Here is a 25371-nt window from a genome sequence, read left to right as displayed (position 1 = left end):
CTAGCTGAAGCAAATTCTGCTTTACCACTCTTAACGTGCCATGGATTCCAAGTAATCTCACCAGTCACTGGATCTTGGTAACCTGCGACACCGTTAACATCACGAGTGTATTCTACAGTTTGTGTTACAGGGGCAATTGCTTCATGTCCTGCTGGTACTTCGTAGTTAATGGTACGGGTTACTGACTTATTCATATCCTTATTTGAAGGATCATATGGCACTGGAGTTGCAGCTTGTTTTACATAAGTAATGCTATCAGTAATATTGCTTGAATCCGGATTTACTGTTACTGCTGCTACTTCGGTTGCCTTAGCACCATTTACATAGCTGTCATAGCCCTTTTGTTCTTTAATGTTGTAAACTGGGAAAGTTTCACTGTTTGAATTCCATGCGTTCCAAGTAGTCTTCCCAGTTACTAAGTCCTTCACACCAGTACGTTCAAATTCAACTGAAGCAGTTCTTACAACATGCATATCGGCATTAGTCTTGCCAGCTGGTACTTCTTGGATGGTTTGGGTAATCTTCCGGTAAGTATCTTTGTTATTCTTGTCAACAGGAACGACTTTAGTACCGTGTTCAACTTTGTAGTCTACAGGTTGTGGATCATCTGAACTGAACTTGTAAGATCCGATAACTTGTTGCTTTGGAACTAGTTTCCAGTTAGTTGGAACATGTCCAAGTACATCAACATTAACAGTTTCATTAGTCTTACCAGGAACATTGTAAGTACCTACCACAGTGCCATTACCGTCAACATAATTAATTACTAAAGTATGTTCGTTAGCAGTGTAAGTTACATCAACAGTTTCATTTGATGAATCTGGAGTAATTGTTGCTGAAGCTGGAACATATTGCTTACCATCAACAGTTTCAATGGTTGCACCAGTTGCAGTAGCAGTGTAGCCGGGTTTAGTTACTTCATATTGTGGGAAGTTCGTTACTGCTTGACCTTCACTATTCTTAGCAGCTGCCCAATCAGTGTAACTGGTTTGTTGACCTGCTGGCTTAGAAAGATCAGTTATCTTAGCACGACTGTAAATTACGTGTTGAACAACTGGAGTACTTTCGCCTTCAACATTAATCGTACGAGTAATATCACGATAAATGTCGTGGTTAGTCTTATCATCAACACCTTGATCAACCTTGATTACATTTACAGCTACTGGAACATCAAGATAACTACCATCAGTGAAGTTAATTCGGACTGTTGCAGGAGCCTTAGCATTAGCTTCAGCAAGACTTGGTAAAGTTTGCCAGTTAACTGAACTAATTTCAGAATTATGATCAGCAGTTAAATCATTAGTGTTTACAAGCTTTGAAGCATCCCCTAAAGCAGTCTTCAAATCGGTAACGTCGGAGTTAACACTTGGAATAGTACCGTTAGCTTCTGCACCATAAATATAAACTGATGGGAATGGATAAGTTGATACTGGACCTTTACCATAAATTGGCCAGTTTACACTCGAGCTGTTAACAACAGCTGAATACTTAGGATAACCAAATTGATTATTGACCCAGTTAGTATAAGTAATCGTCTTGGTTCCACCATTGTTGTCTGATACTAAGCTTGATGGTTGACCATTACCTTTGATTGCACCTAATGCATTATTGAATAGAACCTTGCCTGCTTCAGTCCAACTAATCTTAATGTCACTAGCATTAATAGTTTGTGGAGCATTAACAGTTACACCAGCCGGATTATCACCAGTTTGGGTAAGAACATATGCAGTCTTGTCGGCATTCAAAGTGTAAATGTATGGCTTGCTGTAGTTTTGACCACCTTGGTAGTAGCTTAACTTGAAGTTTTCAATTACTGGTCCACCAATAATGTTCTTATCTGAGGTCTTGTGAGTTACAACATTATTGGCATGAAGGCTGAAGACATGGCCATTATCGATAACAGTAACATCTCCTTGACCATTTACAGCAACCGGAATTGTTACTGTTTCAGTAGTACCATCTGGATAAGTTACAGTTGCCGTGCCAGTAGTTGCACCAGGCTTTGAAGTATCTGGTTTAGTAGTCCAAGTTGCACTTGTTGGATAACCGTCAACTGGAGTAGTACCACCATTATTCAAGTTGGCAATTCCTTCAGTGGCAGCTGGATTACCGCCAACAGTGGTAGTAATCGTCTTAATTTCTGGCTTAGCATTAACAACTACATTAGTTGGAACTTCGTCCTTAGAACCATCTGGGTAAGTTACTACAATAACTGCTGGTTTCTTACCTGGAGTAGTAGTGTTTGGAGTATTTTGCCAAGTATAAGTTGTACCACTTGGTAAAGTATCTGGATTCTTAATGCCCTTTTTAGCATCAGGAACTTCTCCAACCTTAGTTGAAACATCTTGCCCTTGTGGGGTATTGGTTTCTGCATCAGTAGTTACCTTGATTGAACTTGCTGGAATGTTAACGTTTAAGTAAGTTGGATTACCATTAGCATCCTTATCATTAAAAGTAATCTTGATTACGCCGCCTTGACCTTGTTCATCAGGTTTAGTTGCCCAAGTAGTACTTGCAATTTCGTCAGTTGGGATCTTGTTTTCCACTAATTGATTAAATTGTTCATTAGTTAAGGCTGAGCCAAGTGCCACATTAACTGGAGTAGCGACATTTTTAGCACCTGCACCTTTAGCATCAATAGTAAATGGATTAGTAGTTACAACACCATTCTTTGAACCTAAGATGTTCTTTGCTGCATCGTTATTAGTGAAGTCAACAGTAACACTGGCAGTGATTTCCTTACCAGCTGCAGTTGCAGTCTCAACATTAGTATTTGGAGTTGTAGTCCAGCTAACAGTTGATGGATCAATCGTAATTGGCGTAGCAGTAGTTGAAATCTTACCATCTGTTAATTCGTAACCTTCTGCAGTTACAACAGTTGCTGGAGAAAGTACTTGTGAATTTTCAGTAGTTTCGTGAGCGTTAAGTTTAGAAGTATCAACAGTAGTTACAACTGCACCATTATCACCCCAAGTTACAGTTTGTCCTGCCTTACTAACAATTACTGGCACAGTAGTTTCATCGGTACTCTTATCTGAGTAAGTTACAGTTACTGGAACATTGTAAGCACCTGGTGTTACCTCAGTACTTGGCTCAACAGTTACAGTACCTGTTGATGGATCAATCGAAGCCCAATCTGGTGTATCAGTTCCCGTGGTAAAGGTAGTTCCAGTTGGAGCAGTTACATCCTTACCATCTTGATCAGTAAATGATGGGTCACCAGTTGCAGTCTGACCTTGTTCAACGTTTACTGGCTTGTATGATGGATTGTAAAGCTTTGCCATTGGTTCAGTAATCTTCAATGGAATATTTGCAAAGTCAACAGAACCATCAGTGTAGGTTACTTTTGCCCAAGCTGAAGTATCCGTAGTCTTAAGATTGCCGGTTGGGTTAGTTGGTTCGGCTTCATTGCCCATTACACTCTTCCACTCATTAGCATCAGTAGCTGCATCATACCAACCTACGTTCTTAACAGAAGAAAGATCAGTTGTTACAGTACCATTGCTAGAAAGCAAGCCCTTAATACCAGCTTTAGCAGTTAAATCCTTTAAAGTTTGGTTAGTATTACCATCAATAGTTTGAACTACTGGTTGATACTTTTCTGAATCAGTTGGTGTTACTTTAGTTTCTAGGTTAGTCCCCATAGAAATTTGTTGTGGTGTCCACCAATTAAAGTTATTCAAGAATTTATTTAAGTATGGTGTTTGATAATGTACACCCGGATTTGGTTGGCCTTGAGTAATTGTACCGTCAGTGTATTGATATTGGTTTAAACCTGCTTGGCTACCACCCATGGTAACAATACCATTTGAGTGAAGGAATTTAGCTTCACCAGCCTTATTTGCACCAGCAGTTTGACCTTGTTTAGCAAAACCACTGATTGAATTGTTCCCCCAGTTGTTATGCGATGTAAGGTTATTAATGTACCAGTAGTATGATGGATTGTTGTAGTTACCCTCGTCCCATTGTGCCAGTGGTAACGGGTTATTAGCACCATTACTTTGAACAGTAACATGGTTAGTCAAGTTTTCAAGACGTATTAAAGTACCTGTTTGCTTACCAGTCCGTTGTAAATTGACATAAGCAGGATTAGTAATATTAATGTTATTTGCAGTCGATGAACTACCTGAACCCCACATAGTAATTAAACCAATGTTAGGAGTATTAGTAGTGGCACCTGCAATTGAAGATTGAGCTGAATCCTGAAGGTCCAAAGTTGCACCATCGGTAACGTTTAAAGTAAATTTACCTGTTAGAGCGGCAGCACTTCCACTACCAAAAGAAATTAATGGTGAAGTTGAAGTATTGTCTCCACTACGTACAATCGTTAGTTTACCTTGGTTATCTAAAGTATTTGCATCAGCGTTTGTAACGTTAGCTACAAAACCAACACCCAGCGAAATTGGTGCAAAGTGATAACCATTATAATTAGTTACACCGTTTAAACCACTACCATCATTGCTCTGCTTAGTGTTAATGTTAACAACACCAGCCTTACCAATGTTTAAGTTACCAGCCCAAATAGCCATTGAGTGACCGTCAGCCATGTTAGCATTTAAGTTACCATCAACTTGTACGGTACCCGTAATAGCATTATTTACGAGCATTCCCTTAACATCAGTGGACTTACCATTTAAGGTAACAGTTGCACCTTGTTGTACATCAATTGCTGGAGTAGTATCTGAACTATCTTCAACTTTGGCACGTAAAATATTGCCACCAGCATTTTGGTCATTGTTGGTTTTCGCACTGCTTACATTAAAGACAGTATTAGTACCATCAGCGAAAACAATGTGTGAAGCCGAAACAGCACTAGAATAGTTATACAATTGATTTCCAGCAACATTTACAGCTTCAACAGTAATGTTATTATTGCCCTTGAAAGTTACTGTAGTGTATGGATTATCAGTAACTTGTTGAGCCATAGTAGTGTTATAAAAGGCACCGTTTTTAACATCAGCAGTCACATTTTCAAAGGTAACCTTGTTCTTAGCTAAAAGACTAGTGTTAATATCATCTCCGCCCATATAAATTGGGCTAAATGCACCACCCAAAGTACCCCAACTGTTATCATAACCATCAGCATTAATAGTTAAATTCTTGAAAGCAATGTCCCAAGGATTACTATTCTTTTGATTATTAGTATCAAAGCTCAGATAATTAGCTCCAAAATTAATGGTATGATTTTGACCATCAATATCTAATCCCCCAGAAATGTTAGAGCCAGTTAAATTCATCTTTCCGCTGTTTACAACTGGATTAGGACGCCTAATACCATTAATGTTAGTACCCTTGTTAGCAACGGTAATATCGCTAGTTAACTTAATAGTACCAACGCTAGAATCGTTCATAGCGTTAACAAAGCCTTGCCAATCTGATACATCTTGAGTTTGTGTACCCCGCAAAGTCTTTTGAGTTTCTTGCGTAGCTGCTACAGGTTGCATTTGAACAAAAGATCCATATAATGAAGCTAGTTTTTGTTCGTTAGCACTGCCCACATTAGCTTTAACGTTAAAACTAGTTGTTTGCTGATCGTCTGCCGAACTTGCTGAAGCAGCAGAAGATGAAGCTGGCGTTGTTACTGAAGCGTCACCACTCTTTGCAGCTGCAGCCTTCTTAGTAGCTTGCTCAATTGCATCTGAAACAGCATTTTCATACTTTTGAGCAGCTGTTTCTGAAGCAGGTGCAGCAGAAACAGTTTGATTATCGCTTGATTGAATACCCTGTGAGTTTGGAGTAGTTAATGTTGCTTGACTGTTAGCCTGATTAGAAGCACTATTTTGTGTTTCTGCTACTGGTTGACTCCCAGCTTCACTATTTGCTTCTGCAGTTGTATCAGCAGAAGCATTCATCCCCATGAATGTAAAACCAATAAGGACTGAAGCAACTCCGACAGTGAGCTTTTTAATTGCAAAACGTTGCTTTTTCGGCTCTTGTTTCCGGAATTGTTCCTTTCGATTATTCTTCGATAACATACAATTATCCCTCCTAATAATAAACTATAACTTAATTTATTAGTTTACGCCCTGAATTATATGCGTTTTTTTTTTTTTTCAATCGGCAAGCCTCGCAGATATTTATAGAACTATTGCGAGAGTAAGGAGGAGAAATTTTTAAAAATATTTTATTACATGAAAAACTAATCATGTAATAAGCAAAAAAGCGTAGGTAAACATTTCGTTTACCTACGCTTAAATGAAATTAAATTTTATTCAAAACCAACATTTACCATTGATTCATCATTATGAATAAAGATAGCGCCACGGTTACCAGGACGTGCTTCCCAGCCTGTGATTGGTTCACCATTGAAGAAGAGTCGCTTAGCCTCAATTTCACCCATTACCGATTGATCAGTAAAAACAGTCACACTGCTCAAATCAGTCTCTAATGGATATCCAGTCCGAGGATCTAGTAAATGGTGATAACGACGACCATTTTTAATCAAAAATCGTTCATAAATCCCAGATGTAACTGCCGAACAAGCCGGCTCGCGGACAGTTGCCAAATTTTCACCACGATGCAGTTGCGGATCCTGCACACCGATGATCCACTGCCCATCATCCCGCCGTGGTGACCTACCAACAAATAGGAGGTTACCCCCTAAGTCGATAATTCCCGCGGGAACGCCAGCTTCAATCCAAAGATCACGAATACGGTCCGCAATATAGCCCTTCGCAATTCCGCCAAGGTCTAATTCCATCCCCGGCTCTTCTAAATATACCGTCCGCGCATCTCGGTTTAGCAATACTTTATAAGGATCGATCAACTTTAACCGCTCCTTGATCTCGGCATCACTTGGCACGTGTGCTCCCACAAAACCGATTTTCCATAGTTTTACTAACGGACCAATCAACGCATTAAAGCCGAAATTTTCGCGACTATATTTCACTGCCAGTTCAATTAGATCAAAAGTCGTTGACGATACCATTTTCGGGGTTTTACCTGCACCATGGTTCACCGACATTACTTCTGATTCATTACGGTTAACTGTTAGTTGATCCTCATAATGATCAATTAGGTCCATCGACTTCTTTAGCAACGAAAAATATTCGTTACCAAAAATCGTTAAATTTATGCAAGTTCCGAGAGCATGATGAGTCATCACATGCCGTTGCGCCATCAATTCATTATTCATAATTAGTTTTCGGATGCACCTGTTGTCGCATCTGCCTCGTCATCATTTGCGTCTACGCTGCCCGCATCGGATGCGCCTGTTGTAGCGTCCGCATCAGTATCGTCATTTGCTGCTGGTGTTGGGATCGCAACCACTTCACTAGTATTGTCAGTGTTATCATCCTCACTTGATTCTGAAGCACCAGTTGATGCGTCTACGCTGTCAGCTTCTTCACTGTTGTCGCTAGCATCTTCATGCTTAGAAGCACCAGTGTTACCATCAGTACTCCATGCACCATTTTCGAAGAGGTTAAGAATGTATTCCACACTACCAGTAAATTCGATGGTGCCAAGGTAATGACCATTAACATCACGTAAAGCGTAGTATTGAATCAATGAACGGTGACCATTCATCCATAATGGACGGGTAACAACGTCTTTTTCACCATTTCGGAAACTGTTAATAATCTTCATAACAGCCGGAACAGCCAACGGTGGATGACATTCTTGAACAGTTTCCCCGAGAGAAGCTACATTCCGAACGTGTTCCCGATTTGGCTTGTCAGAGAACCATGCGAAATGGTCGGTACTGTCAATTAAGTCAATTTCAAATGGGATTGTACTGAAGATTTGTTGAACTTCTTTTAATGTCAACCGACCAGTAGGGAAGTTAATGTAGGCTTCACTGATCGTTGGTTGTTTAATGGACATATCCAGTCCCTCCTTATTTACACTTTCAAAGATTTGAATATATTCCACAAAATGAGTAAAGCAGTCTTCAAGGTTGTCACGCATTTGTGGGTCGAGTAACCGACCGTCCTTTGAGAATGAGTGACTAGCATTTCCAATCAAGACTTCATTTCCTGGTAAGAGGTTGGTATCACAATCGGGTGAAACCAAAATCTGGCGCATTTGAACCTGTGAACGGGCAGATGCTTGGCGACCGTATGATACCCCAACGACCATCGTTGGCTTATGAGATAAAACATTCGTGTGGTATGAAAGCCATTCAACAGCACTCTTTAAGGCTGCGGGAATTCCGTGGTCATATTCGGGCGTGGAAAAGATGACCCCGTCAGCGGCTTTCACCTTTTGCTTTAATTTCCACACTTCTGTTTGTTCGGCAAGCGGAACATCGACACTAAAAGGAGGTAATTTACTAATTTCGTAAATCTCAATGTCTGCCATTTGCCGAAAATGCTTTTTCATGTACTTCAGTAAAATTCGATTGTAGGAGAATTTTGCGTTTGTACCGACTAATGCGAGAATTTTCATTGCTTACCCGCCTCCTTCTTTTCAGCAACCATCTGGTTAATTGCCTTGGCGTAGCGCTTAAACTCACGCACGCACTTTTCTAAGAAATGAATCGTCATCTCGTTGGTAATATTACCATTATCATCAATAATATTAGCAGCATCACTCATAAAGAATTCTTCGTTCTGGAAGATGTAGGCATTAACTCCGGGCGAAATCAAAATATCCCGTAATTGTACTTGCGACCGGGATGATCCTTGGTCATGAGTAGAAGCCCCAATAATCATCACTGGCTTATCCTCTAATGGGTGGACTTCATAAGATAACCATTCAACCACACTCTTTAATGCCGAAGTAATCGAATGGTTGTATTCTGGGCTGGCAATAATAACAGCATCGGCGCTTGAAACACGACGATCAATATCGGCAACAACCTCAGGAATCTTACCCTTATAATTTTCATTAAACATTGGTACTTGACGAATATCGATCACATCAATATCATCATCACTAAAATGACGGGCCATAAATTCTAGCAACATCCGGTTGTAAGAATGATTTGCGTTGGACCCGGCAATTGCAGCAATTTTCAAACGTGTCACTTCCTTTAAGTTATTTATGCAACATTTCACATTGTTATTCTACTATATTTTAACCGATTAAAAAACATATCATTAGTAATATGCATACTTATTAGATATTTTCATAAGATCTGATTATAAAAATGAACTATTTTAAAAACTTTAGTATAAATTCATCTTTTTCCAAATATCGAAAATAGCACCCGACATATCTGTATATTTATCCGGTATTAATTATCGATGTGTTAAAATATTAACCACATTACTATTAAAGAACGGAGAAATAATATGACGCAATCAAAACAACGTGAACAAGACGTTGATGTATGGGTAGGCAAAAGATTTCCGCTTACTATTCGGCGGCTTGGTGTCAATGGGCATGGAATTGGTTACTATAAACACAAAGTCTGCTTTGTTCCCGGTGCCTTGCCAAATGAAGTTGTGGTCGCTGAAGTAACGCGGGTTCTCCCCCGCTATCTCGAAGCAAAAATCCACCGTATTCGGAAAAAGAGTCGCTACCGGGTAACTCCTCGTGACGAATATGCCGATATTGCTGGTGGCTTCGAGCTGGAAAACCTTGCTTACCAGCAACAATTAAAGTTTAAGCGACAGGTCATTCTTGACAGCCTTGAAAAATTTCAGCCATATGGTTACCGAAACTATGAGGTTCGTCCTACTATCGCGGCCCCTGAACAATACGGCTATCGGAATAAGGCTCAATTCCAAGTAAGAATGGTCAACGGAAAAGTTGCAGCTGGCTTATACCAGCCCAATAGCCACACTCTTGTTGATATGGAAACGTGCGCGGTTCAGATGCCACGAACAATGGAGGTTGTCCGCGCAGTCGTTAAGATGATTGAGGACCTGCAAATCCCTGTCTACGATGAGCAACACAACAGTGGCATTATTAAAACCCTCGCTGTCCGCGAATCTTGGTCGACGGGTGAAGTACAGCTGACTTTCATTACTAATTCGGCTAAGCTTCCTCACAAGCGCGAATTACTCGCACGGATCGCTAAAGAGCTACCGGCAGTTGTGTCAGTAATGCAAAACGTCAATCCTGGTGACACCCCGCTTGTGTGGGGCGAGCAGATGATTCATCTCGCTGGTAAAGATTCAATTCTTGAAAGTCTGATGGGTCTTGACTTCAAACTTTCCGCGCGATCATTCTTGCAACTAAATCCCGAGCAAACAGAAGTCTTATATGAAGAAGCGGCAAATGCCCTCGAACTGGATAAAAACGATACATTGATTGATGCTTACGCTGGGATCGGTACAATTGGATTATCACTAGCGCCACGGGTACAGGCTGTCCGCGGAATGGAAATTATCCCCGAAGCAGTCGCGGATGCAAATGAAAATGCTAAGTTAAACGGGATTACTAATGCCCGCTATGAAGTTGGCAAGGCAGAGGAAGTCCTCCCCCAGTGGCAAAAAGAAGGGCTAAAATTCGATGCTCTTGTTGTCGATCCGCCACGAACCGGTCTTGATGATCAATTAATCAAACAAATTTTAAAGGTTAAGCCACGTAAATTCGCTTATGTTTCCTGTGGCATGGCATCGTTAGCACGAAACCTTCGACGGCTAACCAGCGTTTACCACGTTGACTATATCCAGCCAATCGATATGATGCCACAAACAGCCCGTTGTGAGGCCGTTGTTAAATTATCATTGCGGAAATAACTAGCTAGCCGTTGCGCTATGCCATATTGAGATAAAAAAGGTTGAGTTGATTGCTCAGCCTTTTTTAGTTATTTAAGATAGTTATTAATATTTTGGGCAGCATTCCTACCAGAATAAAACGCATATCCAACGCACGTTCCTGGCATATTTGGTCCATAAGTATCACCGACTAGTCCAGAAGCATCATTTCCAGCTGCATATAGTCCAGTAATTGGTTTGTAATCTGTATCTAGAACTTCATTTTGAGGCGTTACTTTCAACCCACCCATAGTACAAAAAGCACCGATATTCAGTTTAAATCCATAGAACGGTCCAGTTGTAACCCTTTGTAAATAATGAGGATCTTTTCCGAAATCACTATCAATTCCTTTATCAGCAAATTCATTATATTGGTTAATTGTTTGTTGGAAATTAGCTACTGGCACATGCATTTTTCTTGCGAGTTTTTCAATAGTATCTGCTTTGAAAATAAATGACTTTTTATCAGCCACTGCTTGATCGAGTTCTGTTTGGAGCTTATCCATCTTTTGCCCACGACGAACGTAAATTCCTAGCCCCATAAAATTCTCTTCACTCGCCATTTTATCAATTATTGACTGATCAAGGATACTATAGACTTGTGCTTGTGTGTAAAGAGCATTGCCTGCTAACGAAAAATTATAAACAACTTCTTCATTAACAAATCGTTCACCATTTTCATTCACCCATAAAAGTGGTTGTTGTCCAGCGGCTGTATTCATTTGGGATGACATCATCTTATATGATGGCTCTTTTTCATCCTTTAGATACCCACCAAATAACATTGCCATCCCCATCCCACTCTTTTGGGCACCAAGATGCCAAGCCATCTCAAGACCATCACCAGTTCCTTTTCCTGAACTCACAGGAACTAATCGACGTTCATCATAGCTAGTCTCTTCTTTAATTAAGTGCTGATTATTTAAATAGCCACCAGTTGCTAAAACAACCGCACGGGCGTTTACTTTATACCGTTCTTTAGTTCGATTGTCACGAAGCATTACTTCAAAATTGCCATCAGCTTTTTTAGTTAGATTGACTGCCCGAGTAAGGGTTAGAACTTCCCCACCACCTTGTTCAAATCGTGGTTGAAGGGCATCATGAATAACGCTGAAGCCCATTCCTTTATAGATATGCCATGTAGCCTCGCCTGCTCCCATCGCTTGAACGCCTTCATATTCTACTCCTTGATCATGAAGCCATTGCACATTTTCGGCACTACTATTAATATAATTACGCCAAATTCGAGAATCAGCCTTATATTTAGAGTAGTTCACTTCTTCACTAAGCACATCAGTAGCCTTAATATCAATTCCCTTTTCTTTTTGTAAATATGAATTAATTGCAAATAACCCCTCAGTATAGTTGGTACTGCCTCCCGTAGTTCTTCCTTTCTCAAGCATTAGCACAGAATACCTGTCCTGAACTGCGGTGAGGCCAGCAGCCATTCCCGCTGCACCAGTTCCAACAACAACGACATCATAATATTTTTTCTTGCTTCTCATCGATTTCACCTTTTTCTTTTAGTTGTAATTTCATTATAATCACTTTGTGAAAGTGTTAATATGAGTAATAAGTTTGGTAGCCGTACTAATTTTGCGGGTAGGAGGATATTTAAATGGAAGTTGAACAGCTCAAAACATTTTTAGCCGTTGCGCAACTTGGTAGTTTTCAAAAAGTTGCTGACCAAAAATTCATCTCTCAGCGAACCGTATCGAAGCAAATGGTTAATTTAGAAAACGAATTAGGAGTAAAATTATTCTTTCGAGGTAGTAATAAAATTTCATTGACCAATGCTGGCACTTATTTTTCACAACAAGTAAACGAACTCATCAATCAATTAAATGACAGTGTTGTAAAATTACACGATATTACTAACAGCAATTTACAAAATCTCCGTGTAGGATACTTTTCACCATTCGAGGGACGGTTATTAGTAGCAAATATCAAAAAATATCAAACGACAATGGTAGATCAACCAATTAATTTCCATGTTAGCGAAGCAAGTATTGAACACTTAATCGCCGATGTTACTCTTGGTATTCTTGATTGTGCTTATATTCTTGACTACGGAACACATGAACATTTAGCAAATACCGGTTTGAATAGTTTAAAGGTTGCAGAAGGTCAAATGGTTTTGGGAATTAGTAAAGATCACCCGCTTGCCGTTAAAAAGTCACTCTCAGCCGAGGATCTTATCGGTCAAACAATTTTGTATTACAGTAACGAAAACTCAACTTACCTCCAATCAGCATTTCTTGCGACACTACCTCATGATTACTCCTACAATATCCAGCGAATCGGAACGATTGAACAATTACAAACTCTTGTAGCGCTAAAACAGGCAATCGCATTTTATCCCGAAAGTTTACCTATATTTTCTAATGATTGGGTGATTTTTCGTCACCTTAATAGCCCTGCTAAACATTCATCTCAAAGTTATACGATTCAATTAATCTATCGTCCAGATAATAATATTAACGGTCTTCATAATTTCTGCCAATTTTTAGAAAAGCTTAATAACAATTAACGATTATTCGTTATTGAAAACGTTTACATATAAATAAAAGTTCCTTATAATAGAATTAACAATAAATTAGTGAAAGAGGCCCAAGCTATGAAGCCAACAATTAAAGATATTGCTCAACGGGCCAACGTTTCAACGGCCACTGTTTCCCGTGTCCTTTCAAAGAAGGAAAAATCTTATCGGCCTGAAACCGCGGCCAAAATTGAAGCGATTGCTAAGGAACTAGGTTATAAAAAGAATCTTGCCGCCGCTGAACTTGCTGCTAATAGCAGTAAGCTAATTGCGGTTATTTTAATAATACTCAAACGAATTTTTCGAACGACATCATTGCTGCTATCCAAGCCGAAACCGACAGGGCAGGCTACCAGATGTTTATTCTTTATGCTGGAAATCACGATGCCCGCTTGCTCAACCAAGCAATCAGCGTTGCCCTTGAGCGACATGTTGCTGGCATTTTATTAGTCGCTACCTCCCTTGATGACCAAGCCGCCACGACATTAAGGGAAACCAGTACCCCTTGTCGCCTTATTTCAGTCTATGATGAAGATGATCCGCGCTATACCGATTTTAAATTTATTAGTTCAGATAATGAGCGCATCGGTTACTTGGCCGCCAAATACCTCATCGAACGCGGACACCGGCGAATCGGGCTGGCTGGAATCGACCATTCATCAACTGGTAAACAGCGACTACACGGCTATCAACGGGCAATGCGCGAGTATGGATTAATCCCCCAAAAGGACTGGGTTAAATATGGTGATTATAGCTTTGGTCCCCAGCAAAATATCTTAGGAGCACTCTACGATCAGAACCTTGATGCCATCATTGCGGCAAGTGATATGGTTGCAGTTGGCGTGATTAGAGAAGCACGGTTGCTGGATATTCGTATTCCTGACGATCTTTCATTAATTAGTATTGACGGAACTTTTCTCTGTGATATTACAATTCCGACGATTACTAGCATTACCCAAAACTTCTATCAAATGGGATTAGCCGCGGTTAAAAGTCTTCTTAACAATCGTGGTTCAGAATTTATTCCCATCCAAGTAACCCCTCGGGATAGCGTCCGCAAAATTGCAACCAAGATCCCCTAATATCTAAACGAGGCAAGTTAGTTATCTCTCCCTTTCCTTTGTGTACTGCGCAATGGAATTTTCGACTATATTAGGAGCTTGATGTCACAAGCTCTCTTTTTTATTTATTTTTTGCAACCGGTTGCACCATTCAATTTTATCTGCTATATTATGCGTGTAAGAGCTTACATTAGCTCGAGAGCAATTATTATTTATTTTTTCGTTAGGAGTTGTTTGTAATGAGTCAGGACGAGTCCGTTGTACTTAATCAAGACAAAACTTCGACGAGTGGACTGCCGATCCTTCCAAAGAGCACAATTTGGATGATTAACTTTGGTTTCCTCGGGGTCCAAATCGCCTTTACGTTGCAAGGTTCACAAATGAGCCGGATTTTCCAAACGATTGGTGCCAATCCCAACAACTTAGGATGGTTCTTCTTACTACCACCACTTGCTGGTTTGATTGTTCAACCAATCATCGGTTATTATTCTGACCGTACCTGGGCACCAAAGCTCGGCGGTCGGCGGTTACCATATCTTTTCATCGGGATGATTATCGCCGTGATTGTGATGATCCTCTTGCCAAACTCTGGTAGTTTAGGCTTCGGCTATGGGTCATTTGCGGCTCTCTTGTTCGGGGCAATTACCGTGGCCTTCCTTGACCTTTCATCTAACATGGCCATGCAGCCATTTAAGATGATGGTCGGTGACATGGTTAATGACGATCAAAAGAGTTATGCATACGGTATTCAGAGTTTAATTTGTAACACTGGTGCTGTTTTAGCAGCGATTTTCCCCTTCCTGTTAACTTGGTGGGGTGTTTCAAACACTGCTAAGAAAGGTGTCGTTCCCCAATCGGTTGTCATTTCTTTCTATGTGGGTGCAGTGATCTTAGTTATTACTTGTCTCTTCACCATCTTCCGGGTTCACGAATACGATCCCGCAACTTATGCTCGTTATTACGGTATTTCTGAAGCTGATAATAAGGAAGGCGGTAACTGGTTCACCCTCTTGAAGCACGCGCCGAAAGTATTCTGGAATGTAGCATTAGTTCAATTCTTCTGCTGGTTCTCATTCCAATACCTCTCAACCTACGCTGTTGGTGCCATTGCCAAAAACGTCTGGGTAACGACTGATGCTTCTTCGGCTGCCTACCAAGCCGCGGGTAACTGGTACGGGGTTATGACTGCTGTTCAATCAATTGCCGCTGTTATTTGGTCATATGTCCTTGCCAAGGTACCAAACGATCACCATAAGGCTGGATATTCGCTTAGCTTATTACTTGGTGCCATCGGTTATACTTCAATTTTCTTCATTCATTCGCAAAACGCCCTCATCTTCTCATTTACCTTGATTGGGATTGCATGGGCTGCAATGAATACCTACCCATTAACAATGGTTACCAACGCCCTTTCTGGTAAGCACATGGGAACTTACCTTGGACTGTTCAATGGTTCAATCTGTGTTCCCCAAATGGTTGCTTCCCTGCTTAGTTTTGGTTTATTCCCCTTACTCGGCAGTTCCCAAGTAAACATGATGCTTATCACTGGAATCTCTGCTCTCCTGGGAGCCATTGCAGTTCTCTTTATCAAGGAAACCTACGCTGAATAAAATATCTTCAATCGGACAGTGAGCGTGTCAGAAGTCATTTATGGCTTTCTGGCCCACTCGCTGCCTTTTTATTTCATAATCAACTTTCAAATTCACGCTAACCACTTAAGCAATATTATTGGCAAGCAATTTTAGCTATGATACATTACGTCCATAAGTCTCCACGGATAGTCCCTGTAAAGAACCGCATAAAATGTTAGAAGGAAGATGTAATAATGCAAAAAATATTAGTTGTTGAGACCAACCAAGCTACTTACGGGAAAAAAGCAACGCCCACAGGATTATGGCTAGGTGAAACGACCGAATTTGTTTTAAAAATGCACGAGGCCGGATATCAAGTTGACTATGTTAGTCCCCAAGGCGGCTATGTACCAGTCGATCCGCGTAGTTTAAAGTACGCTAATAAAGAAAGTATCCGGTTATATCAAAGCCGCGACTTTGAACGTCGTGCGTTAGCCGAAACCCATAATCCAGCCGAATTAACTGCTGAGGATTATCATGCTATTTACTATGCTGGCGGCCACGGCGCGATGTGGGACTTTGTAAATAACCAGCCGCTCCAACAATTAGCCGAAAAAATTTATCGTAATGGGGGCTATATTACCTCAGTCTGTCATGGAATTGCAGGATTATTTAATTTACGATTGCCTAATGGAAACTTCTTAATCAAGGGCCGGCAAATCACTGGATTTACAACGACCGAAGAAATGCTCGCTGGAAAATATCAAGTAGTTCCCTTCCTAAACCAACCGATGGCTACGAAGCGCGGGGCACAGTTTGTAAAAAAACACGCTTATTCCAGCTTTGTCGTCCAAGACGGTCGCCTAATCACGGGGCAGAACCCCTTTTCTGCACAAGCGGTAGCTGAAAAACTACTACATGAAATCAAGCCAGCTAGTACAACAGGTACGAAGGATAAATAAGGCTCCCGATTTGATAAGCATCTCTTTTGCCATTTCATTTACTTAAAAAGCTACTCAATCACGGCGGTTAATCGCAACCATTGAGTAGCTTTTTTCGATATTTATGTTTTTTAAGGAGAAATTCAACTAGACTACTATCCTTCTTTTACGGTAACCCCTTCGTGAATCGTTTGAACGGCAAGGGCCCCGATTAAAAGTGAGATTCCGCCAAGTAAGAGCATCATTGGTTGATTATGACCAACGAGCGGGAAGAGGAAGAAACTGCAAAGGGAGGCAATGATTTGCGGGACACAGATACCAACATTGAAGAGTCCCAAGTAGGCCCCTTCGTTTTTACCATTTAATGATGAGGTAAGCAGGGTAAATGGAATCGTGTTGATACTGAAGTTACCAATCCCAAACATAATCATGGCAATAATTGAGGTTGTCTTAGTAGTGACAAAAGTCATCCAGATCAGCCCCAGACCACCAATAATCATCCCAAAAGTATACCATTTCTTCCGAGAACCAGCCTTAGCGTGAGCATAAATTAACCCCCAGATAATGCCGGCAATACTGTAAACCGCGGTCAAAATCCCGTACCAGTTACCCGCAGCTTGATAACCTGCAGAGGTGACATCTGAAGTATGCCAGATATTCCGTGCACAGGTTCCGGTCGTGTAAGTCCACACATACATAATGGCAAACCAACTGAATAATTGCACAAGGTTAATTTCCCAGAATGCCCGTGGCGCGGTTTTAACTAGCTTCCAAAGACTAACCGACTTCTTACGGTCGTCCGGATCGATATGGTGGTACTTGGCATAAGTATCAGGGTCATATTCTTTGACGTTAAAGACCGTCCATAAACCAGTAAATAATAAAACAGCTGCCGCACAGAGATATGACCAAATAACAGTATTAGGCACCACCCCTCTTTTCGCTGTATTCGACATCCCAAACATTGTAAAAATGAAAGGTAAGATCGTCGCTAAAATTCCTCCGCCGTTGGAGAATACTTGTTGCCAGGACCACGCAAAGTTCTTTTGCTTATTGTTTACCATATCCCCAACGATCATCCGTGACGGCTGCATACAAATATTACTAAATAAGTCCATTAAACAAACGGCAGTCGCAGCGTAGATCATTGCGGCCATTGACCCATAACCAAAGCCAAGGGAGCCAGAGAATGGCAGCATAATCAAAACTAATGCGGCAATCGGCGTCCCGAAGAGAAGATAGGGTAATCGCCGACCAAAACGGTTCCATGTCCGGTCTGACATCTTTCCCATGATTGGCTGAACAATCATCCCCATTAATGGCGGAAAGATAAAGAAGAAACCAAGATTATTCGGATTAGCACCGATGGTTTGGCAAATTCGGCTCATTTGCGAGCTTTGGAGGGAAAATGCCATATTGATCCCTAGGAATGCAAAAGTAATCGCAAATAGTTCTTTCTTCGGTAAGTCTGGCATCCCCGTATCAAGGTCAACTTGTTTCGTCTCTGCTTTTTGATTTGTTTTTGAAATTGGTTTATCCATCACCGTTCATCTCCACTCTAAAATTGATAAACTTTTGCTTCATATGGACGAATAGTATCGTGTTGGTCATCTTCATAATTACTAATTAACAGTTTGGCATCACTAGAAACATCATATTGGCGGGTAACAGTTTCATCAGTGTAGTTTAAGATAACAAGCAGCGTTGTTTCATCGTTTTGCCGAGTGTAAGCAAAGATTTGTTCATCATCTTCATTACCCGCTACAAGCGCATATTTACCATTAGTGATAACCGGCATCGTGTGCCGTAATTCAATTAACTTTTGGTAGTAATAGAAGATAGAGTTTTTATCCGCCAACGCATTCTTAACATTGATTTGCTTGTAATTAGGATTAACCTTTTCCCACGGTGTGTGGTCAGAAAAACCAGCATACTCACTATCATCCCATTGCATCGGGGTCCGGGCATTATCACGAGAATGGATGGCAATATACTTCATCATCGTATCGCCATCAAGCAGGTGTTGATCATCGACCAGCTGATGGTAAGCATTAATTGATTCGAGATCAACATAATCTTCGAGCTTCGGGAAGTAAGCATTAGTCATCCCAATTTCTTCACCCTCATAAATATATGGGGTTCCTTGCATCATATGCGTCATTGTTGCCAACATTTTTGCCGATTTGACACGAAATTCTTCTGTCTTATCATTACCAAAACGGGATACTACCCGTGGTTGGTCATGATTGTTCCAATAAAGAGAGTTCCAAGCCTTACCATATAGCTTTTCTTGCCATTTCGTTAAGTTAGCCCGTAAGTCCTTTAAGCTTGTTTTCCGATCATCCCATTTACCTAATGCTGGGTTAGGATTGCCATCGAGACCCATGTGTTCAAACTGGAAAATCATGTTCAATTCTTTGTTATCCAGGCTAGCGTATTTTTCGGCATCTGCTGGCGTGGCACCAGGAGTCTCACCAACCGTAACCATCTTGTGCTTGCTCATGACGTTGCGGTTCATCTCTTGTAAGAATTCGTGGATTCGATGACCATTAGAAACTAATGGTTCAACATTGGCATATTTCTCATCACCGCTCTTCTCAGCATCAGGCAACCCCGTCGGCTTAGAAATCAAATTGATAACGTCCATTCGGAAGCCATCAACTCCTTTGGCGGCCCACCAATTCATCATATCGTAAACCGAATGACGGACCTGTGGATTTTCCCAGTTCAAGTCCGGCTGCTCTGGCGCAAAAAGGTGCAGGTAATATTGCCCAGATTCATCATCGTATTTCCAAGCTGCTCCTGAGAAGTAAGATCCCCAGTTATTAGGCTCTTTGCCATCTTTACCGTCGCGCCAAATATAATAATCACGGTATGGATTATCTTTGCCCTTTCGTGATTCCTTAAACCAATTGTGCTGGTCAGAGGTGTGATTAACAACCAAATCCATGACCAACTTCATTCCGCGTTTGTGAATTCCATCAATCAATTCTTGAAAATCATCCATATTCCCTAGTGTGGGGTTAATTGCTTCATAATTGCTAATATCGTACCCATTATCAACTTGTGGCGATTCGTAAATCGGGTTTAGCCAGATGACGTCTACTCCCAGCTTTTTAATGTAATCAAGATGGTTAATAATTCCGCGCAGGTCTCCAACTCCATCATGGTTGGTATCTTGAAAGCTCTTCGGGTAAATTTGATAAACGACTGACTTATTCCACCAGTGATTATTTTCCATAAAATAAAACCTCTCTCCATAAAATTACACAATTTTCAGTTAATTTTTTAAATGTAAACGTTTACTTAAATACATTTAAATATTAACACCATTATTTTTAATTGCAACAATTTTATGTAAACGATTACATTTTAGTAAAATAAAACAGCTTGGATCATCACTAACTGCGTTGATCCAAGCTGTTTTTTAAAATCGACGTAAGTGGCGCATGGTGTGACCAGTCCGACCATTAGACTGGAACCGATTTTGCCGCCGTGGTGGTCGCCGTGCTGGTTTCGGCAAAGGCGCCCCCGCAGGTTCTGCTGGGGATTTCGATACCGGGGATGGTTCTTCTTCAACCGTTACCTCTTTAACTTCCAAATCCACCGCTTCCGATTGATCTTCTTCCGCAGAATGAGGTGTTGGGATTGGACGATCTTCCTGCGGTGATTCTAACTCGGCTAGCTCCTCTTCATTTGCCGATGTCTCTTCTTCTGCACTTACTTGCTCTTCGCTAACTGGGATATCAAAGGAAATTGATAGGTCATCCGCCCCAATCGGCTCTGCTGATTCTGAAGCTGGGGATGGTTCTTCTCCCCCATCACCGCTATCTTCCGGCTCGTTTTCTTTATTTGTCGACTCATCAAAAGAAACAATGTACGCTGAGGAATTAGGCTCTTCCGCCGTTGGCTCCTCTTCAACAGGCGTTTCATCCGCAATCTCGTCCTCATCTGTTACAGCTGGTTCTTCACTCTCATTTCCGGCCGAAGGGGTTGCTTCTGCATTTGCTGAATCCGGAGCAAAGTCATCCATTGCCGTAAAATCGAGGTTCTCATTTTCAACGGCTGCCATTTCTGGTGATTCAGTTACTGCTTCATCGATTGAAGCAGCGGTTTTCTGTTCTGGTTCCTCATGTACCTCGCTAAACGTTTGCTCATAGCCTTCTTTAGGCACCGCCTGACCTTCAACAGTCATTGAAACCCCCGTTGCCATCGCAGCCGTAGAATTACTCATATAAACATTTTGTTGGTCTACCCCAAATAACCGTGCGCGCAACCGAACATCACCATCGAGCTCATCGTTATATTGACCAATCACCTTAATAATATAGGAATCATTGGTGTTTTTAGCAGCAAAATTTAAACGCATTTTGTTATCCGCAAACGACATTGTCAACGGGGTATCAACAAGGTGATCCCCTTCAACGACTGGAAAGCGGTTCGTAATTTCACGCAATCGTTGGAGATTAACGCCATACGATTGTGGAAGCTTGAGCCCATGTGAATTTTGATAAATCTCAATCCGCATGGTTGATGGCTTAACGATTGCATTTGATAATTCTTCAACCATCTCACTTGTATTAAAAACAATATAAGCGTGGTTAAGTTCTTTTTGCCCCGTATTAACATAAATTAAATCAGTAAAAAGATGCTGATCTTGGTCGAAACTCATCATTCGGCTAGAAATCCCTAAAAACATATCATTACCGAGGTCTGGATAGTCAACATCAATAGTAAAATCTTTGCGATAATCATCGATGCTGATAAAGCAAGCCAAACCAAATTCGTTTTCCGGCGTTGTTTGCGGATCGATTGCTAGTTCGCCCTTTATCTCACCCGTGATTTTGCGATGCTCCGTGACATAATTAGTAAATGTATATACCAATTGGTGCTTTGCAGGATGATACTCGCCCATCGCGATTACAACCCCATCCTGATCCGCAAAATCCGCAATTGGTTTTTGCGGGTGACCATTAGGAGCAATAATTAAATTAGGAGATAACTGGACGATAAACTGGTCAGCTGGTCGAACATCTTTAGCAACAGTAAACCGAACATGCCATTTAACCGTGTCACCACGTGTTGGGTCGAGGAAGAAATCTGACTGGGTGTCAATCTTAACATTATGCAAAATGTGCCCATCTTCATAAAATGAGCCAAATTCAACTTGTTCTTGTGGCGTTACTGACGCTGTTTGGCGTTCCTCACGCTCTTCAACCTGGTGGTATGCTGTCTCAACCGGTTCTTCAGTTTCCTCTAAGCTTTGTGCAACCAGCATTAATACCGCGCATGAATTAGGAGTAAAGAATCCAGCGCGCAAATTAAGTAATCCATAATAAAAATTCATTGCTTGATAATTGTCCATTTTTCTGCCCTCATTCTCCATCTTTTGATTATCATCAGATAACCGTTAAAGGCTTCAAAACCATTTAATCACTTTATTTTGTATCCTTTTTCTTATATTATACCTAAATTTAAATTAAATAGATGATAACTGTTGCCATTGTTGCCAAGTTTTTTCCGCTGATAACTTGTCACGATGCTCATAAGCACCGTCACTTAAACCTTGCAACTCCTTTTGATCACGCAACAATCGAATAACTGTCTGGATAAATCGGCTTTGGTCATTTAATGGTATTAGTTCCCCATTTTGTCCAGACGTTACCATTTCTGCTGGCCCATAAAGATAATCATATGACACTACCGGCACACCATGGTTCAATGCTTCTCCAATTGCCAACGGCTGCGCGTCTATCCGACTCGTATCAACAAATAATTGTGCCTGGTCATAGGCTTCTGCCAATTGAACTTGATAACCAGCAAAATCAACTACACCTTCTAACCCCATCTTCTTAACTTGCTTTTTATAATTATCAACGTCTTCGGCAGTTCCATACCCGTATAACGTCAGTTTACTTACTGGAACCTGTTGGTGAACTTGGGCAAAGATATTAATTAGTTGATTAATTTGCTTATCTTCACCTAGCCGCCCAACGTAAATCAACTGCCCCGGCGTCCGTTGAGTCATTGCGATCCGCTGCGCTTCAGTTGTTAGCGGTATACCATTGATAACATAGATCGGCAATGCATTGTTGATTTGGCGTTTTAATACTGTTGCTTGCTTGGCGGTCATTACAATAATCCCATCCCACTTGTCGGCAGCAGTCGTTACCGGATCGACTAGCATCGAATTTAGCGGACCGTTTAACAAGTTTTGACCATCATTTACTTGGTTCATTGGCAGCCATAAAAATTTCTTAGCAGCAGTCGTCATCTCTTGTACTGGTTTGATAGCAACAGCCGGACGGTCAGCAATAAAGATGTTATTGGCCCCATTTTCCTTATTCAACTCATCAAGGAAGAAAGTAAAGAGATCTTCAAGTGTATCAAAGAATCGATCTTTCCCTTTATAATTACGAAGGACATTCAAAGAGTTAATCGGCGTATTTTCCACCGACTTCACAAAATAACGTTCAAGGTACACTTGCTGATCTGGCCGATAGTAACGCGCATAATACATCTGCCCATCTTCGCCAAAGAACTCATCAACAGCTTTAAAGCCGCGAATATCATATTTCTGACGCAGTGTCATATTGCCCGCAATATCAAAGTAGTCAACATGGTTTACCTGGCCAACGGTTCCCGCCGCAAAATGGACTTCGCAGACAAGACGGTCGCCATCTTTAACTTCCCGATAATTATTTCCTGTTCCAACTTGATAGTCAATCGGAAGCTCGAGATCTTCAGTATGAAATTTTTTGCCTTGATAGTCTGTCGTCTGTGCAAAAAAGTCATACATATTAACAAGTTGGTCGTCATCCAAGTTGAATTTTTTTATCGTTTCATGCAGCACTAAGTCAAAATCGCGAGTCACTAATTTTGCTGGGGCATCATATTTTTTAAACAGCGCTAATCGCTTAATTTCAGCGTGCTCAACACTTGAATTGCTGCTTAGTAAATACTGATTTACAAAAAAGTACATTACTCTTCCTCCTTGGCCTGCATGTCACCAATAAGCTCATCCCACAGCTTCATCACATTTGGCTCCGAATATCGCTTACTGTCTTCATATGCATGCGCGCTCATTTCCGCTAACCGTTCTTGATCGTTTAAGAGACTAATAATTGCTTGTGCTAAGCCATCAATGTCACCATTTTGAGTCAATAATCCGTCCTGCTGGTCAATGATTACATCTGACGGACCATACTTAATATCATTAGCAATAATCGGTAAGCCATGCGACTGCGCCTCAACTAATGATAATGGTAATCCTTCCGCACGGCTAGGCAAGATCAACAATTGAGCGTCTTCATAGACGGAATTAACATCATCCGTATAGCCATGAAATGTAACTGAGTGGCTAATTTGTTCATCTTTTACCATTTTATTAAGCGTTTTGTCGAAATTATCATTAGCATAACCCCAAAAATCCAATTTAGCATCTGGAACAGCTGCTAGAACCTGTGGCCAAGCCTTTAACAAGTGGTCTTGCTGTTTCTCCGGTGACAACCGGGCAACCATTACCACTTGCTTTGGCGAACGCTTCTTAAACGAGACATGTTTTTTATTAATAACATTGGCAGGGACAATTGGTCCTGGAATCCGATAGACCTTGACACCAAGTTTGCCAAACCGCTCAATAACGTCCTGTTGCTGCTGTGGTGTTAATGTAATAACGCCATCCCAGTCGTGCAGATGTTTTAATCCCCAATCATAGTTATAATTAAGCGGCGAATGCAGCATATCAGTCGGATTATTAACATGGTCATTATGAAGCTGTAATACTCGGAAAACGCGGTGTTCCATGTGTAACACCGCCCAACCAAGCTCATAAACCCGATCAACTACCAACCCCACTGGACTTGATCCGCAAATCTGCTTGTCAGTTACTAATTCATCTAAGAAGAACCGGGTTAAGTGATCAAAATCATTGAAGTGATAATCGTGACCATGGTAATTAAAGAGGTGGTAAGTCTTGATTTCTTTGCCCCGTTTATTTTGTTGGTGCGAAAGCTGAATTGCCAGCGACCCATCTGGCCGGTAATAATTTTCCGTTGCCATCTTGCCTTCCCAGTCGTATAATTGCTCAACAGAAATGAAGCCACGGCTATCAAACCAGCTAACTTTTAATAGCTTGCCATAGTGATCAAAGTATTGTAAATTGATCACTCGCCGATCGGCATCGCTTCGTCGACGAACATAGAGGATCCGCTTGCCGTTTTGATAATAATTATAGTTAATACCATCTGCTTTTCGCTCCCACCGTGGATTAACCGGAATATCTTTAATCCGAATATCTTTTTGCGGGACGTTACAGGCATTTTGAAAGTAATCAAATAAATTTATAAAATTTTTATCATCGATCCCTGCCTCAGCTGTGACAAGGTGTAGTTCATTTGAATATTGTCGTGTCACAATTCTAGCTGGTTGGTCATATTTTTCAAACAGGTGCAGGCGTTTAATTTGCGCGTGTTCAATCCCTGATTTGTTTCGTTGGATATTATCATTTAAGAAAAACAGCATCCCCAAGGTCCCCTTTCGTGGTTATCAATTTGAGTTTAACATATATTTGTTAATATTCCTTGAAAGCTTGACCAGTGTTTCCTATCA

The 25371-nt window shown here is 41.0% G+C and carries 15 protein-coding genes and 1 pseudogene; 6 read left to right on the top strand and 10 right to left on the bottom strand.

From position 1 onward, the window contains the following. The 4 genes from DTK66_RS10955 to DTK66_RS03520 form a co-directional block, all read right to left on the bottom strand. Nucleotides 1-5975: Rib/alpha-like domain-containing protein (locus DTK66_RS10955; protein WP_225208978.1), on the bottom strand; the 5975-nt coding region annotated here is incomplete at its 3' end. Between the two features lie 233 nt (nt 5976-6208). Beyond that, nucleotides 6209-7135 (bottom strand): FAD:protein FMN transferase, encoded by a 927-nt coding sequence (locus DTK66_RS03530; protein WP_172468074.1) that lies wholly within the window; start codon nt 7133-7135, stop codon nt 6209-6211. A 2-nt stretch (nt 7136-7137) separates the two neighbouring features. Further along, nucleotides 7138-8388 carry an NAD(P)H-dependent oxidoreductase gene (locus DTK66_RS03525; protein WP_191667794.1) on the bottom strand — a complete coding sequence of 417 codons (1251 nt, stop codon included), beginning with the start codon at nt 8386-8388 and terminating at the stop codon, nt 7138-7140. Further along, entirely contained in the window at nt 8385-8960 is a 576-nt protein-coding gene (locus DTK66_RS03520; RefSeq protein WP_153930015.1) for an NADPH-dependent FMN reductase, read from the bottom strand. Before DTK66_RS03520 ends, DTK66_RS03525 begins: the two co-directional genes overlap by 4 nt. A gap of 276 nt (nt 8961-9236) precedes the next feature. On the opposite strand from DTK66_RS03520, the gene rlmD reads away from it, so the two are divergent. Then, nucleotides 9237-10631, top strand: coding sequence for a 23S rRNA (uracil(1939)-C(5))-methyltransferase RlmD (gene rlmD, locus DTK66_RS03515; protein ID WP_153930014.1), 1395 nt, complete (start codon nt 9237-9239; stop codon nt 10629-10631). A gap of 68 nt (nt 10632-10699) precedes the next feature. On the opposite strand, the gene vprA is transcribed toward rlmD, so the two are convergent. Then, complete coding sequence (vprA, locus tag DTK66_RS03510; RefSeq protein ID WP_191667793.1) at nt 10700-12154, bottom strand: vinyl phenol reductase; 1455 nt, start codon at nt 12152-12154, stop codon at nt 10700-10702. Between the two features lie 113 nt (nt 12155-12267). Here vprA and DTK66_RS03505 point away from each other — a divergent pair, with 113 nt between their 5' ends. From DTK66_RS03505 to DTK66_RS03490, 5 genes and pseudogenes are all read left to right on the top strand, one after another. Continuing rightward, nucleotides 12268-13179, top strand: coding sequence for a LysR family transcriptional regulator (locus DTK66_RS03505; protein ID WP_191667792.1), 912 nt, complete (start codon nt 12268-12270; stop codon nt 13177-13179). Between the two features lie 87 nt (nt 13180-13266). Then, nucleotides 13267-13356 (top strand): annotated as a pseudogene (locus DTK66_RS11165) (LacI family DNA-binding transcriptional regulator); the annotation flags it as partial. A gap of 143 nt (nt 13357-13499) precedes the next feature. Beyond that, nucleotides 13500-14270: a substrate-binding domain-containing protein gene (locus DTK66_RS03500; RefSeq protein WP_368356239.1), complete on the top strand. Its 771-nt coding sequence runs from the start codon at nt 13500-13502 to the stop codon at nt 14268-14270. A gap of 218 nt (nt 14271-14488) precedes the next feature. Then, nucleotides 14489-15859, top strand: a complete 1371-nt coding sequence (locus DTK66_RS03495; RefSeq protein ID WP_191667791.1) for an SLC45 family MFS transporter — start codon at nt 14489-14491, stop codon at nt 15857-15859. Between the two features lie 215 nt (nt 15860-16074). Next, nucleotides 16075-16782, top strand: coding sequence for a type 1 glutamine amidotransferase domain-containing protein (locus DTK66_RS03490; RefSeq protein ID WP_191667790.1), 708 nt, complete (start codon nt 16075-16077; stop codon nt 16780-16782). Between the two features lie 134 nt (nt 16783-16916). On the opposite strand, the gene DTK66_RS03485 is transcribed toward DTK66_RS03490, so the two are convergent. From DTK66_RS03485 to DTK66_RS03465, 5 genes are all read right to left on the bottom strand, one after another. Next, nucleotides 16917-18302: an SLC45 family MFS transporter gene (locus DTK66_RS03485; protein ID WP_153930008.1), complete on the bottom strand. Its 1386-nt coding sequence runs from the start codon at nt 18300-18302 to the stop codon at nt 16917-16919. Nucleotides 18303-18319: 17 nt separating this feature from the next. Next, a complete protein-coding gene (locus DTK66_RS03480) occupies nt 18320-20002 on the bottom strand; it encodes an alpha-glucosidase (RefSeq protein WP_191667789.1) in 1683 nt (560 codons plus the stop codon). Between the two features lie 186 nt (nt 20003-20188). Then, a complete protein-coding gene (locus DTK66_RS03475; RefSeq protein ID WP_153930006.1) occupies nt 20189-22126 on the bottom strand; it encodes a fibrinogen-binding adhesin SdrG C-terminal domain-containing protein in 1938 nt (645 codons plus the stop codon). 114 nt (nt 22127-22240) lie between these two features. Beyond that, nucleotides 22241-23743: a glycosyltransferase gene (locus tag DTK66_RS03470; RefSeq protein WP_191667788.1), complete on the bottom strand. Its 1503-nt coding sequence runs from the start codon at nt 23741-23743 to the stop codon at nt 22241-22243. Next, on the bottom strand, nt 23743-25284 hold the full coding sequence (locus DTK66_RS03465) for a glycosyltransferase (RefSeq protein WP_153930004.1): 1542 nt from the start codon (nt 25282-25284) through the stop codon (nt 23743-23745). The genes DTK66_RS03470 and DTK66_RS03465 overlap by 1 nt, the downstream gene beginning before the upstream one ends. Nucleotides 25285-25371 lie beyond the last annotated feature (87 nt).

Source organism: Limosilactobacillus walteri (genome assembly GCF_014830205.1).
Taxonomy (GTDB): Bacteria; Bacillota; Bacilli; order Lactobacillales; family Lactobacillaceae; genus Limosilactobacillus; species Limosilactobacillus walteri.
Note: the sequence above shows the minus strand (reverse complement) of the source record. Positions and strands in the feature narration are given on the sequence as shown.

Bases quoted from the DNA above. Each gene is read 5' to 3' on its own strand.
- DTK66_RS03530 (WP_172468074.1), bottom strand. From the start codon at position 7,135: ATGAATAATGAATTGATGGCGCAACGGCATGTGATGACTCATCATGCT.
- DTK66_RS03525 (WP_191667794.1), bottom strand. From the start codon at position 8,388: ATGAAAATTCTCGCATTAGTCGGTACAAACGCAAAATTCTCCTACAAT.
- rlmD (WP_153930014.1), top strand. From the start codon at position 9,237: ATGACGCAATCAAAACAACGTGAACAAGACGTTGATGTATGGGTAGGC.
- vprA (WP_191667793.1), bottom strand. From the start codon at position 12,154: ATGAGAAGCAAGAAAAAATATTATGATGTCGTTGTTGTTGGAACTGGT.
- DTK66_RS03505 (WP_191667792.1), top strand. From the start codon at position 12,268: ATGGAAGTTGAACAGCTCAAAACATTTTTAGCCGTTGCGCAACTTGGT.
- DTK66_RS03495 (WP_191667791.1), top strand. From the start codon at position 14,489: ATGAGTCAGGACGAGTCCGTTGTACTTAATCAAGACAAAACTTCGACG.
- DTK66_RS03490 (WP_191667790.1), top strand. From the start codon at position 16,075: ATGCAAAAAATATTAGTTGTTGAGACCAACCAAGCTACTTACGGGAAA.
- DTK66_RS03485 (WP_153930008.1), bottom strand. From the start codon at position 18,302: ATGGATAAACCAATTTCAAAAACAAATCAAAAAGCAGAGACGAAACAA.
- DTK66_RS03480 (WP_191667789.1), bottom strand. From the start codon at position 20,002: ATGGAAAATAATCACTGGTGGAATAAGTCAGTCGTTTATCAAATTTAC.
- DTK66_RS03475 (WP_153930006.1), bottom strand. From the start codon at position 22,126: ATGGACAATTATCAAGCAATGAATTTTTATTATGGATTACTTAATTTG.
- DTK66_RS03470 (WP_191667788.1), bottom strand. From the start codon at position 23,743: ATGTACTTTTTTGTAAATCAGTATTTACTAAGCAGCAATTCAAGTGTT.
- DTK66_RS03465 (WP_153930004.1), bottom strand. From the start codon at position 25,284: ATGCTGTTTTTCTTAAATGATAATATCCAACGAAACAAATCAGGGATT.